We start from the raw sequence: 13705 nt of genomic DNA, 5'->3' as shown, positions 1-13705 counted from the left end.
CGAGAGACGAGAGACGAGAGACGAGAGACGACGGCAAGGCTCCAGGCTCGAGGCTCGAGGCTCGAGACACCGTCGCGGGAGTTGAAATCGGAAACATCGCCATCGAAAAGGACGCAAGCGACAGCGCCGACACGAACCTCATCGACATTTCGGACTACGCCAAGTCCGGTTTCTGCGCCAAGAAGCCCTGGTTCGACAAGGGAATCGACGTGTACGAAGACAGCCTGCGTGGGCCTATCCTCGCCTACGTCTCTTTCAAGAACCGGGACCGGAACGGTCGCGCCCACTTCGACATCGCCCTAAGTGACACCAGCAAGAACGAACATTTCTTGACCCACCTGGCCAACGCGGTGTTCCCCGCTTTCGACCCCAACGGTAAATTCCTGGTCTTTGCCCGCCGCGATGGCGAAAGCACCCGATTCGTGTTGAGCAAGGTTCCTTTCAACGCCGACTTCGGCGAACTCTCTGCCGAAGACCCCGTAGATCTTTACGTTCCCGACAGCAAGCTCCGCTACTTCAACATCTACAGTCCGAAGGTGAGCCCAGACGGCAAGCGGATTCTCTTCGGATTTTTTGACGACGTGCACCGGGGACTTGCCATCATCGACAGTGACGGCAAGAATTTCAAGACCGTAAGCGACACCCTCTTTGACGAACGGGACGGCAACTGGCTCTCCAACGAAAAGATTGTATTCGCCAGCAACCGGAACGGTATTTTCAACCTGATAGAGAAGGACCTTGCCACCGGAACGGAGCGGCCCCTTACCAACGTAGTGGGCGGAGCCTTCACCCCGGCCCTCGGGCACGACACGCTGTACTTTACGCAATACGACCAGGACGGTTTTTCCCTTTATAAGCTGCCCTACCGCGATGCAGGTCCGGATAGCGTGACCGTTGACAGTATCGTCGTGACCTATCGGAACTCTACCGTCACCGTGCCGGACACCCTCTGGCGCGTATGCCCGCCCGAAGATAGCCTGTGCACGCCAGAAGCGGTCCTTGCCGAACGGGACAGCACCTTCCAGATTGAAATGCGGGACACCCTGAAGGTCAAGGTGGCGGCACAATCCCTGACCGGCGCTCAAATTGCACAGTCGCCGACCGGCGCACAAGCCGCCGACTCCGCGCAAAAAGCGCCCGCCCCCATCGTGCTGCGCGGAAGCCCCCTGAGGCCCGAAAAGAAGTTCACCCCTCTGGAGTCGCGGGAATTGGCCGGCGGCGAACAGAACTACCATCCCATCCCCTTTATACCGCTGTTCGTGCCCCTCCTGAGTTTCAACGAGAACGCCCCGGACCTGACCGTATTCGGCGAAGGCCAACGCAAGGCAAAGCTCGGGCTCTTGGCGCTCCTTAGCGATCCTCTCAAGAAAAACGTCGTGCAGCTGGGGCTACTGCTAGAGTTGGGCAAGGGCATCGACTACATCAATGCCGACGGCCTGAATCCCGAGCAAGAAAAGGAATTCTTTGTAAGCTGGCTCAACAGGAGCACACCTCTTGACCTTGGAATCAACTACAGCTACGCCAACTACACCAGCAGGGATACCGTCCGCTACGAAGACGTGCGCGCCCACGGCGGAGACTCCCTCGGGTTCAACCACTACGCCATTTCCCAGCAGGCCGTGGCGGGCATGGCGGGCTACAGTCTGTTCAAGTCCATCGACACCTTGCAGGTGGCCCTGGGCTACGACTGGGCGGATTTCAACCTGTACGAAGACGATTTCTCCTGGACTTACCACAAGCGGATAAGCACCCTCGCCACCTTCGGACTGTACGGCGACCACGAAGGCGAAGACGGCTCCGGAATCAGCGGTCAGGGGAATGGCGCCGTCGTCACTTACCAGTATTCCAACAGCGACCTGTACAGGCCGGGCACCTTTGCCGAAAGTTTCTACGTCACCGAAAGCGGCTCCATCAAGCCCCGTTACAGGAATTTTAACATCCACCAGGTGGACCTGAACCTTTACGGGTCTGTCCAGAGTCCCCTAACGGGCGCAAGGCTTGCCGCAGGGGGCAAGTTGGGCGGAATTTTCAACTGGAGTACCGACGCCAAGGAAGACACCCTGGATTCCTATTACTACAACGCCGTATTCCTGGAAGGCTACCCCTACGTGCGTAGCAACGAAAGCTACACCCGCTCAGGCACCAAGACCGCCATAGCCGAAATCCACTACCTGTTCCCCGTCTATGACGACTGGCGCAAGCGCCTGTGGATTTTCAGCACAAGGGATTTGTACCTTGACGTGTTCGCCCAGGCCGGAGCGGCATGGAACGGCAAGTGGAACAACTCCGACAAATTCACCAAGCACGGGTTCTGGGACCGCTCCGCAGGCTTTGGCATCCGATGGTCCAACAAACTTTTCGAAAGCATACCGGTGGACATGTCCCTTATATTCGCCCGGGCCCTGGACCGTATCGGCGAAGAAGACGGTGTTGGCTACAAGCTGAGCCCCATCGACCTGCCCCTGATTCCCAAAAGGTTCGCACCCACCCGCATCCGCTTCAACCTGGGCATGGGATTCCTGAACAGTTGGCAGTAAGTCGTAGATATTCTTTTGCAAGTTACCGCAACTGGATTCGCTGCACCTTCCAGGAATTGCCGTCTTTGACTCGCAAAATATAGGGGCCTGCAGGCAAGTTTGCAAGCGAGACATTTCCCGTCACATTCTGCACCTTATAAACTGGGCGGCCCTGCATGTCGAAAACCTGCAGAGACTTCACGCCGGACGTAGTCACAACACGGCCCACGATTGAAACGCCCAAACTGCGAGTATCAGAAGCCAACCGAATGGCAGAACTGTTCATGTTCTTGTAGACAAAGGTCGTGATTGAGTTTCCCGGAATACTATAGGAATCAGCGATATCGATAACCTTGCTCTTTTCACCGTTCTCTACGGATTGAACCGCCGTAACGAGTTCCCATTTTTCCTCCGCATGGCCCATCACAAGGACCTGGTCATACTGGATTACAGGGGCATCCAGGCTCACGGCCGAGGAACCTTCGTTAACGACCACCACCGTCACAGAATCCCGGCCGTATGCATCCCTAAAAGCAACGGCATAAAGGTCGGCAGCATCGGAAACTATTGCCGGAACCACATACCAGCCCGGATTCACGAATTTTGAATAATGGCGCAAGGCATGGTATTCGGGGCTAATGACAATCTGGTCTTCAGAGCAACTTCCCCAGCCCTTGGTGCAGACACCAATCAACTGTCCCTTGCCTTCGCCCCAGAACAGTTCCCAGGCAATATATCCGGCAATCCCGCCCGAAGTAAATCCCACCTGGATAATGTGGGCAAGACCCGTCATATATTCTTCCTTGCCGTTTTCTTCCATGCTGCAGAATTCTGTCATGATGATTGGCTTGGTGGAAGATAGATACTTGGTCATAATGCCATCCATAGGACTACGGAAGTTCTCCGGATTGTTGTAGTTTTCCAGGGAATTGTCATGGCCATTCCCAGCATGGTATAGGTGATAAGCGTAACCATCCAGTTTATTGCCATCCAGGGCATTCATGTATTTCTGGAAATTGCTGTAACCGATGCCAAGGGGTTCAGGTCCCAAAATCTTGGGCGGATTCTCTATGGACTTCAAGGAATCGTAAACCGCATTCAATGCCTGGGCGTAACCCGCCACCGAACCCGATTCTGTAGGGTCGAACAAAGTTTCGTGGTAATCGGCAAACATGTCCGGTTCGTTCTGCAAACTGATGTAGTCAATAGGGATGCCTGCGACACGATAAGCCAGGTAACTCTGTTTCCACCAACTAGCAAAATCACTATAGACATATTTGCCATAAGGGTCCGTATTCGAAGGTTTAAGCGTTGCCTTTGACTTATCTCCAGCAGCAGCGCTTCCCTCCAAACTATTGCTGGGCTTCAGGTTTGCGGGGGCAGACCAGCTGGACATCTCGATTTTCAGTTTATCTCCCTGACGGTCCTTGGCGGCCTTGACGATAGCCACGTCATCCTTGCTGACGCCTTCGGATAAATCCTGCGCCCAGTTTCCCATACGCAAAAGAGTAAGATTCAAGCCTGTAAAGGCGGTATCGTAAAAGGCCTCACGGGTGGATTCCCCAAGAGCGGTAACCCACCCTTGGTAATAAACAGCACCCGCACCAAAACCCACCACCTGCTGTTCAGGATTATCCTTTTGTACCGTTATGGAGGCTCCCTGGGCGCACACGGCGGCTAGGACAGCAAGAGAAAAAAAATTACGAATCACCATAGATATCTCCTTTTACCCACCATCTATCCCGCATAAAAATAAATCCTTTGCAAAATCAACACAGCTTTTTTTTTTCAAAAACACCCAATTTCAGTTGTTTTTATTAAAAACAAGGCATTTTTCCCTCCGGAAGGCTAGAATTACTGCATTTTTGTACACCATTTTTCAAAATGTCATGTTTTGACACGGCATTTTAGTTATATTAGTGCACATGGTAGCAGTAGTCAAAAACAAGTCTAAAAAAGAGCAGGTGTACCTTTGCACCGAATGCGGAAACACCACCCCCAAGTGGGCGGGCAAGTGCCCCTTTTGCGGAGCCTGGAGCACCCTAAAAGAACATTCCGTCGAAATCACGCCGGAGGGCGTCCGTTCCGGCCGGGGGCTAGGTGGGCCCGTACACCAGGTGGTGGCCCTGAAAGACGTGGCCGCCGAAGACACCCGGCGGCTCAGTACCGCCAACAGCGAGCTGGACCGGGTCCTGGGGGGCGGCTTTGCGCCCGGCTCCCTGGTGCTTATCGGCGGCGACCCGGGCATCGGAAAGTCCACGCTGGTGCTTTCCACCCTGGCGGTGATGAACGCCGCCGGAGTCAAGAGCCTGTATGTGAGCGGCGAAGAGAGCGCCGTCCAGGTGAAACTCCGGAGCGAACGGCTGAACGTGGCCGGTAGCGACATGCTTCTGCTGTGCGAGACCAGCCTAGAAAAAATCCTGGACGAGGCGCAAAAAGTAAAGCCCCAGATTCTGGTCATCGACTCCATCCAGACTGTCTACAAGCAGGACCTTTCCGGCACGCCGGGCTCCATGTCCCAGCTTCGGGAATGTACCCTGGACCTGATGGTCTTCGCCAAGAACACGGGCTGCATTACCGTGCTCATCGGGCATGTCACCAAGGACGGCCAGATCGCGGGGCCCCGCATTTTGGAACACATGGTAGATACCGTCATCTACTTCGAGGGCGACCGGAATCACCAGTACCGCATTATCCGCTCCATCAAGAACCGTTTTGGCGCTACCGACGAAATCGGAGTCTTGGAAATGACGGGGCACGGACTTACTCCCGTGCTGAACCCAAGCCTCGTGTTCCTGCAGCAGGGGACTCCCCCCACTCCCGGAAACGTGGTGTGCTGCACTATGGAAGGCACCCGGGCCATGCTTTTCGAGACCCAGGCGCTTGTGAGCCAGACCAACTTCGCCGTGCCCCAGCGGGTGGCGGCGGGCATCGATCCCAAACGGCTCACCATCATCCTCGCCCTGCTAGAGAAATTCGGCGGCATTTCCATCGGGGCATCCGACGTGTTTGCCAGCATCGCGGGCGGCATGAAGGTAAACGACACTTCTTCGGACTTGGCCCTCGCCCTCGCCATCGTGAGTAACCATCTGGGAATTCCCGTGCCGAGGCAGACCATCGCCATGGGAGAACTAGGGCTTTCCGGCGAAATCAGCAGCGTCCACCTTCTGGAGCAGCGGCTGAAAGAGGCCAAACGACTGGGGATGAACCAGGCCCTGATTCCCGAAAACGGAAAACTCCCCGAAAGCATTCAGGGAGTTGAAATCGTGAAAGTCAGCACCATCGCCGACGCCGTCAAGTGGGTCATGGACCGACAGTAACGGCACCGTTACGCATGTCTATTCCTTCGGCTTAGAAACCACAGGACGCAGGCGCTTGCCGCAGAGGGTCACCACGATACCAGCCTGGGCGAACATGTAGTAGGCGGTGTCGCGGCTGTTGTTCAGCGTAGACTTCGGGTCGTAATCGTCCTTGGTCACGAACACTTCGGCCACACCCGAAAGGCTCACGTCCAGGGCGCAGCGCTCGCAGGGGAAGCCTATCACGTACAATTTCGAGCCAGGGGGAACTTTCCCGCGGGCGTAATGCAGGGCGTTGATTTCGGCATGAACCATGAAGGGGTACTTGTTGGCCTCGAACTCGTGATGGCTCAGCAGTTCTCCGGAATCCGCATCTAGGATGTCGTAGGCCAGTTTCTGCTTTTCGCGGGTGGAGGGCACCGTCTCGTCGTCAAAGCCCGCCGGGGCCCCGTTGTAGCCGGTACTGATAACGCGCCCCTCGGCAGAAACGAGAACCGCCCCCATCTGGGTGTTCTGATCCTTGGAAAGGCGCGCCTGGGCGCACATCATCTGGGTATATACTTCGTCGCGAAGCTTGCTGCGTGTAGAGGAATTATTCATGGTAGGGAATATAGTTAATAGAGATTAGGATTTAGGATCTAGGGGATAGGGATTAACTCATTACTAATCACACATTCCACATTCGTCTCAGTTTGCCTACTTCTCGGCGTTATCAAACCCTTCGGCCTCTTCGGGTTCTTCTACCGTCCAGTCGCGAATCCTTTGCGCCAGGGCCTTCTGGCCGTCTTTTTCCAGGGCGTCGGAAATTTCGTTCAGGTCCTGGGCGTCCTGCACGGTAAGTTCCTTCTCGAACATGTCCAGGTATTCTTCCAGCACGGTGTAGGCCTTCAGGCTCACCAAGAGCTGCATAAAGTCCATCTCCAGGCCGTTCCCGCTGCGGAAGCGGGCATATTCCTGCAAAAGGCTGGTTGCCTCCTGTGCCGACACGAACGCGCAGAGTCTCCCTAAGTTCACCACCTTCGGGAACTTCTCGTACAGGGCGTGAGCCATCTTGATACAGTCGGACTTGCGGCCTTCCCTATCGGCGATGGCCGCCTGCAAATCCAGATAGGCCTCCTCGTCTTCGGCGCCGGGATTCCGCACGTCGCCAAGCCACTGCTTGGCCAGTTCCAGATTCCCCGCCATGAACTGGGCGTTGGCGATATCGATTAGCGTGGCATTGCTCTTGTCGGGGTCCTTCAAAAGGGCCGCCTTAGCGAATGTGGCCGCATCCTTGATGGAATCCGCCATGTCGCAGATGGCATCCAGAATGTCTTCGCGATTTCCCTGTTCCACTTCCGTCACGGCATCCAGAAGTTCCGCCAGTAGGGCCTGGGCCCGTTCCTTGGGCAAGAACTCCTCCACGCTCAGGAACACCACGGAACGGCCCTCGCCCCCCACATGCCTTAGCGCAAGGTCATGGACCAGGTCCGCCACGTAATTCTTGTCGGTATACTGGGAGGCCAGTTCCACAAAGAAGGTTCCCGCATCGTAGAAGAGGGCATCCCAGCCTTCCTTCTCCTCGTCGGTGTCCGCCTTGAAGGCGATAAAGTCCGCCCGCAGGGTCCAGGCCAAAAGTTCCAGCTGTTCCCGAGGGTCCTTGAAGGTCTCTATGTCGTCGAGACCGTCCGCCAACATTTCGTACAAGTCTTCGGGGCGGTTCAGCAAACGGCTCTGGCCGTTCACCACCTGAATCAGATTTTCACGCAGGCGCTGTTCCCTGCTGCGGTTCGCCTGGGAAAGGGCAGCCGACTTAAAAACTTTTTTCTTCTTTGCCATGGGGACAAATGTAGCAAAGGTTTTACCATAAAAAAGGCCCTCCCGCAAGGTTATCGCGAGAGGGTTTCACCCTAAATACGCAAGGGGCGGGTTTAAACCGCAATCCCTTCAAAAGCCGGGAACTATACCATATAAGAAACGAGAGCCAAAACGACGCCGGAAAAGGCGAGCATAAAATTCGTCATGAAACGATTGGTGGCGAGGTCTTTCATTATCTTATCCTTCATGGCTAGGGTTCCTTTGTACCACAAAGTTATATACAAAGGACCAAAAATCAAAGTAACGAAAATCACATTGCGATTTTCGTCACACTAGCAGAAGTTTACAAAAGAGACCATCCCTAACGCCCCGACAACGCAAATTTGTATATTACCTCCTGTCCTAGCATAAAGCAGGGACTTTTCGGTTTAGGAACCTAAGCCCTTTTTCATATCCACATAAAATAACTTGGCTTATGAACAAGGGGTACCTGGACTCCCAGTCTAGGAAAACACAGACAGCAGAAGAAAAGCTGCACCTCGCCAGACAGCGAGGCGTTTACAGCGAGTACGAACTAGACGTACTTATCCCGGCGTTCCTGTTGAATAAGGAATATGACAAAATAAACAGAGAAAAACAAAATAGACACATTGTAGGAACATACGAATACAAACAGGCCGATACCAAATCAAAACGACTTGGTTATGCAGGGAGTGCCTTTTTTGACTCCGATTTCGACATATTCAAGGAAATAAAAAACATCAGGGGAACAGGCTTGCTTGATTTCAACAGCAATGGGTTACCGCTGGAAGAAATCGTCAAGTGTCACAGAACTATTGGGTATGGAGGCAGCAACAAACTAATACGCACCGATGTAATATCTATCAGATACTCAAAAACTGAAACCCACGCTTTCCCCGTGGACCCCGCCAATTACATGAAGGTATTGGACAGAAAAGAAAAAACCTGTATCGGACTCACGACCCGGCATGCCACCGGCGTGTCCCGAACAGGCTTTGTCCATAATATACAATCTTTTTGGGGAAAAATCAAGAAGATTTTCTACTTCTTTTCCCGGATGCGCTTGTAAAGGCTTTCGGCCTTTTCGATATCGCCGGCGTTGGAATACACGTGGCCCACGTTCTCGGCGCCGATACGGCCCTGGGAATTTCCGGCAAGCCAGGCCTTCATGTAGCATTCGAAGGCTTCGTCGTAGCGTTTCTGGTTAAAATAAATCTGTCCCAAATCCAGGTTCAAATCGCCCTTGCCCTTCTTGTGGCGGAGTCCCTCTTCCAGGGTGAAAATGGCCATCCAGGGCGAATTGTTCTGCACATACATCTGGGCCAGGTAGCGCCTGGCAGAAACGTTTTCCGGGTCCATCAGCAGGCCGTTTTCCATCTCGTTCAGGGAAAGCCTGGTGGAATCCATGCTGCGGTAGTAATAGGCCAGCGTAAAGTGGACATCGGCCCCAGCGGTGGCGGTCATCTGAAGGGCGTTCTGCAGCGTCTTGATGGCGTATTCGTAGTCGCCCAGTTTCTCGTAAACTTCGGCAAGGCCGTACCAGGCGTCCATGCGGTCGGGGTTCAGGGCCAGCGCCCGCTCGAAGTTTTTCTGGGCCAAAGTCCAGTCGCGCCCCTTCAGGTAGCATTCCGCCAGGGCAAAGTGCACGTGGTCCGATTCCACCCCAAGTTCAATGGCCCGGTTATAAGACGCGATGGCCTCCCCCACGTCTCCACTCAGGTAATAGAGGTCCCCCATGAGCATCCAGGCCTTCTCGAAGGTGGGCAACAGTTCCACGGTGCGCTTGTAGGCCACCAGGGCCACCTGCTTGCGGTCCAGCTGGACCATGGCGTTCCCTAAATTGAACCAGGCAAAAGGCTCGTAACGGCCCTCGTCAATGGCGGCACGGTACAGCGGCACCGCCTCCTTGAATTTTCCCTGGTCGTAGAGTTCGTTGGCCTTGAAAAAATAATCCTCGGCCGCAAAAAGCGGTGTTGCTAGAAACATTACAAGACATGCAACTATGCTGTAAACAACCCGAACAAAAGCATTTCTACTGCTCAATAAACTTTTTTGACCTGTTGCAGCGTCGGCCAAGGATGGGGAGGGTGCAGGGAGGGGCCCGTGCGGCCTTCGCAACTCCGAGCTGGGGCCCCGCCCGCGTGATGTTTTCACCCGAGACAGAACCTCTCTCAATTTGTAATTAAAATCATTTGACAAAGCGGAACTCCTTCGTGGCCTTTTGCGCCACAGGGTAACCGCCAAGTTTAGCGGGAGAGAATTTCCATTGACGCACGGCCTTCAGGGCTTCGGTATCGAATCCGTAGCCTGCCGGGTCCTGGCTCATGATGCTTGCCTGGGCCACGTCCCCGTAGACGTCGATGACGATATAGACCTTCACGTAGCCCGAGAGGCCAAGCTTCTTCGCCTTTTCGGGGAAGGCGGGCTGCACCTCTTTCAGGGGCTGTGCCTGTTCGTCCACCTCGCCTGCCTCGTAAACCACGTTTTCCATGGAGCCCGTGCCAACGGCCACGCCGTCCCCTGCAGCACCGCGGGCCAAGGACAAGTCCATCTGGAAATTCTGGCTGCGGGAGACTCCCATGTTGGAGGATATCTTGAAGGGATTGGGGTTCACGATGGTGCGGATGACCTTCTGTTTTACCTCCGGCTTTTTCTCGCTCACCAGGACTTCTACCTCGGTGACGGTTTCCAGCTGCTTTTCCGCCTTGGCGCCCTTGTCAAAAAAGAGGGCGTTCAGCACCGGCACCGCAAGGAAGAACACCGCACTCACCACGAAGGAGAGCACGAACGCTACCGGGAACCGGAGATATTTTGCCAAGAAGTCGAGCATAGGGGTGTGAGGTATGGGGTCGCTGCGCTTTGAGGTATGAGATAAAATTTGGTTCCCTAAGTTTCTAGTATTGCGCCCTTGGCGCCATTCTTTTGCTCAGAGCCTTGCTTGCAAGGCGACCTCATTACTCAAAGCGAGTGAAACGAGCGTGCTAGTAACCTCTTATTCCTCCTTATTCGCCGAAATGGAAACCTTGCGGACCTTGGCCAGGTTGCATTCGTCCAGAATGTCCACCACCACGCCGTTGGGGGCGTCCCGGTCGCTCACGATAATCACCGGCCGATCCGGGGATTCGGCCATCATCTGGCGAAGCACCGTATTGAGGGTGGAAAGGTTCACCTGGGTCTCGTTGATGTGGATGGTGCCCTGGCGGGTCACGCCGATCAAAATACTTTCCTTGGCCAAATCCTTCGCAGAACTTGCCTTGGGCTTGGTCACGTCCACGCCGGTCTCACGGGTGAACGTCGACGTCACGATAAAGAAGATGAGCAGGATGAACACCATGTCCAGCATGGGGGACACGTCTATCTTTCCGCCTTCCTGCGATCTTTTACGGATAAAACTCATTTTTCCTCCGCAACGGCAACACGGTCCGCGACCGGCGTCACCTCTTTAAAAACATAGGACTCAAACTTCAGCGCTTCGCTCCAGGCCTGCTTTTCTACATTCTCTACACGGCCCGCCAAGTAGTTGTAGGCAAGCATCAGGGGGAACGCCACCAGAAGCCCCGCCTGGGTGGTAAGCAGTGCTTCTGAAATGCCGTCGGCCAAGAGCACCGGGTTTCCGAAGCCAAAAAGCTGGATTGTCTCGAAGGTATGCACCATGCCGGACACCGTTCCCAACAGGCCAAGCATGGGGGCGATGGCCGCACAGGTAGAAATGGTCCTCAGGGACTTGGAAAGGTTCACGGATATGCGGTGGCGGGTCTCTTCCATGGCGTTGCGCACCGCCACGGGGCCATGGTCACGATACTTCCGCACGTCGCATGCCAGGGCGTAAAAATAACCGTAGGGGCGGCGGGAAAGTTTCTTGAAGGCTTCGTCCTCCCCCTTCTTTTCCAGGTTCTTCCAGAATCCGCCCAGCACGCCGTTCACGCTGCCGCCCTTGAGCATAAAGTAGTAGCCGTAGCGCTCGATCATCAAAAACCATCCGAACCACCCCAGCGCAAAGATGGGCGCAAGCACCCACCCTCCCCGAAAGAGGATTCCGAAGGCCGCCTCGATGACGGATATTTCGCTTACGGTTTCCACAGAAACTCCCGACAGTTCCTTAGGCGTTTTCCTGGGACTTTTCCTTGACCCACAGCGCATTCAGCACCGCAAGGCCAGCGCTTTCCATGCGGCTCCGCAAAGAATCTGCCCTGTTGGTAAGGAAGGTATGGATCAGCTGCAGCGGGATAGCCACAATCAGGCCCGCTTCCGTAGTCACGAGGGCGATAGAAATGCCCCCCGCCAGGAGTTTCGGGTCAGAAGTGCCGTGCATGGTAATCACGTCGAAGAGTTCGATCATGCCCATCACCGTACCCAAGAGGCCAAGCAGCGGGGCGGTTGCAGCAAACACGGAAATCCAGGTGAGGCCGCTCTCGATTTTCGGGACTTCCCGGGCGAACAACTCTTCCAGAGCCTTCTCTCCGGCCTCACGGCCGGAATAGTCCTTCAAAAGCACCGTCTTCAGCACGCGCCCCACCTTGCCGTGGGCCCGTTTCACCTGGGCGCGGGCGGTCTCCAGGTCGCCCTTCCGGAGCGCCTTGAGGGTGCGACCCGTAGATAGGCCGCCAAAGCCAGCGATCAACAGCCACAGGAACCGCCACAGCGCCACCAGCAGGCCAAGCCCGAACAGCGTCACGATAGGGTACATCAAAATGCCGCCGTTCCTGAAAAATTCCATCAGGTCGTCTTTCCAGGTGGTCTCCTGGTGGTTTGCCAGCTCGGAGGAAAGTTCCGTACTCAAGAGCACGTCCACCGGCACATTGACAAAGGCGGAATCCTTGGCATGGGCGAAGGCGGTTTCAATCTCTTTCCGTGTCTCTGGCGTCAGGTTTTCTTGCCAGCTGAAACTGCGTTTCTTTTCGCCGGCCACGGGGAGCATCAGGGCCGAAGGCTTGATTCCGGTGAGGCCGTCGGCGGCATCCGCAAGTTCCATGGCGTAGAGGCCGCCCATGCGGAGGCGCATGCCCTGGGCCACAGACCGCCCGAATACCAATTCCCCCTGCTCCATCTGGATTTCGCGGGTAAAGTCCATCTCCGCACGGGCGGCGTCAAACAGCCCCTTGGCGATACGGACCGGGTCGTCCTTGTACAGGCCCATTTCCTTCTTGACCTTGTTCTGGACTTCTACCCGTTCAGAAATCTTGAAGGGGATTCCCTGTTCCTGAAACTTGGCGAGGGGCTCCAGACGCTCCGGGCCCGCCGCAAGAGACAAAAATTCCGCACGGGCCTTTTCGGCCTGCAGCTTAACCTGCGCCAGGTCTTCCCTAGCCACGCGCACGTCTTCGAAGAGACGGGCCCGCTCCGACATGAGGGCGTCCACCTTCTCCTTGCTTTCGTTGTACTTCTCATTGAAAAGTTCCCGCTCCTGGTTGGCGGTCTCCCGGTCTTTCCAGCGGGCGGCAACGGCCATGTCCCGCTTTTTGCGGGCTTCTTCCAGGTCGGCCTTGGCGCTGTTCAGTTCGGCACGCTTCTTGACGGCGTCAATATCTGCAGGAGCCTGCTGTGCAAAGGCTGCGGGAGCAAGCAGGACAAGAGCGACAATTAAGACGAGAGACGAGAGACGAGAGACGAGAGAAATCCTATTCAGCAAACTTTTGCCAACATCATTTTTAAAAAAAATCTTTCGTCTTTCGTCTGTAGCGAAGTTGCGAAGCAACAGAGCGTTCTTTAGTCTAAACATCACAGCCCCTCCTTCGGAACGACCACGGGAATGGTCACCAGCCTCGGGGCGGTCTTGCCTTCGGCCACCTTCATCACGTCCTTCAGGGCGGTTCGCATGGCGAGGTTGTCGGAGACGTTGTTCCAGCGGTAGGTGCCGTCGGCCCCGCGGGAGAGCCACAGCACGTCGTTGCCGTCGTTGCTCACAAAGATGCTTTCTACCGCGCCGTAGCGGAGGTAGGTGCCAGGGACGCTGCGGGCGTCCACCTGCAAAAATCCCTTGTAGACTTCGGTGGTGTAGCCCAGGCGGATACGGTCATAAAAGACTTCCAGGGTGCGGTTCAGGGCGTCGTCCGCCTCGATGAGGCCCTTGTG

Annotated in this window: 12 protein-coding genes; 3 read left to right on the top strand and 9 right to left on the bottom strand. The window is 55.4% G+C overall.

Features of this window, described 5'->3' with window-relative positions:
* The coding region (locus tag IKB43_07345) for a PD40 domain-containing protein (protein MBR2469950.1) at positions 1-2537 on the top strand (2537 nt) is incomplete at its 5' end.
* 22 nt (positions 2538-2559) lie between these two features.
* Here the strand turns inward: IKB43_07345 and IKB43_07340 are convergent.
* A complete protein-coding gene (locus tag IKB43_07340; protein MBR2469949.1) occupies positions 2560-4230 on the bottom strand; it encodes a T9SS type A sorting domain-containing protein in 1671 nt (556 codons plus the stop codon).
* Between the two features lie 211 nt (positions 4231-4441).
* Between IKB43_07340 and radA the strand changes: the two genes are divergently transcribed.
* Positions 4442-5836: a DNA repair protein RadA gene (radA, locus tag IKB43_07335; GenBank protein MBR2469948.1), complete on the top strand. Its 1395-nt coding sequence runs from the start codon at positions 4442-4444 to the stop codon at positions 5834-5836.
* A gap of 18 nt (positions 5837-5854) precedes the next feature.
* Here radA and IKB43_07330 read toward each other — a convergent pair whose 3' ends face one another.
* Complete coding sequence (locus tag IKB43_07330; protein MBR2469947.1) at positions 5855-6415, bottom strand: CMP deaminase; 561 nt, start codon at positions 6413-6415, stop codon at positions 5855-5857.
* A gap of 96 nt (positions 6416-6511) precedes the next feature.
* Entirely contained in the window at positions 6512-7633 is a 1122-nt protein-coding gene (locus IKB43_07325; protein ID MBR2469946.1) for a hypothetical protein, read from the bottom strand.
* Between the two features lie 454 nt (positions 7634-8087).
* Here IKB43_07325 and IKB43_07320 point away from each other — a divergent pair, with 454 nt between their 5' ends.
* The gene (locus IKB43_07320) at positions 8088-8702 is read left to right on the top strand and encodes a hypothetical protein (protein ID MBR2469945.1); all 615 of its coding nucleotides are present in this window, start codon (positions 8088-8090) and stop codon (positions 8700-8702) included.
* Here IKB43_07320 and IKB43_07315 read toward each other — a convergent pair.
* The 6 genes from IKB43_07315 to IKB43_07290 form a co-directional block, all read right to left on the bottom strand.
* Positions 8675-9709: a tetratricopeptide repeat protein gene (locus tag IKB43_07315; protein ID MBR2469944.1), complete on the bottom strand. Its 1035-nt coding sequence runs from the start codon at positions 9707-9709 to the stop codon at positions 8675-8677. The two genes, IKB43_07320 and IKB43_07315, sit on opposite strands and share 28 nt — an antisense overlap.
* Positions 9710-9821: 112 nt before the next feature.
* Complete coding sequence (locus tag IKB43_07310; protein ID MBR2469943.1) at positions 9822-10463, bottom strand: energy transducer TonB; 642 nt, start codon at positions 10461-10463, stop codon at positions 9822-9824.
* Between the two features lie 162 nt (positions 10464-10625).
* Positions 10626-11030 (bottom strand): biopolymer transporter ExbD, encoded by a 405-nt coding sequence (locus tag IKB43_07305; GenBank protein ID MBR2469942.1) that lies wholly within the window; start codon positions 11028-11030, stop codon positions 10626-10628.
* A complete protein-coding gene (locus tag IKB43_07300) occupies positions 11027-11773 on the bottom strand; it encodes a MotA/TolQ/ExbB proton channel family protein (protein ID MBR2469941.1) in 747 nt (248 codons plus the stop codon). The genes IKB43_07305 and IKB43_07300 overlap by 4 nt, the downstream gene beginning before the upstream one ends.
* Positions 11733-13352: a MotA/TolQ/ExbB proton channel family protein gene (locus IKB43_07295; protein ID MBR2469940.1), complete on the bottom strand. Its 1620-nt coding sequence runs from the start codon at positions 13350-13352 to the stop codon at positions 11733-11735. The genes IKB43_07300 and IKB43_07295 overlap by 41 nt, the downstream gene beginning before the upstream one ends.
* The coding region (locus IKB43_07290) for a DUF3450 family protein (protein ID MBR2469939.1) at positions 13352-13705 on the bottom strand (354 nt) is incomplete at its 5' end. The genes IKB43_07290 and IKB43_07295, both read right to left, overlap by 1 nt.

It is taken from the genome of Fibrobacter sp., assembly GCA_017503015.1.
GTDB lineage: Bacteria > Fibrobacterota > Fibrobacteria > Fibrobacterales > Fibrobacteraceae > Fibrobacter.
This window is presented reverse-complemented; position numbering and strand designations above follow the sequence as displayed.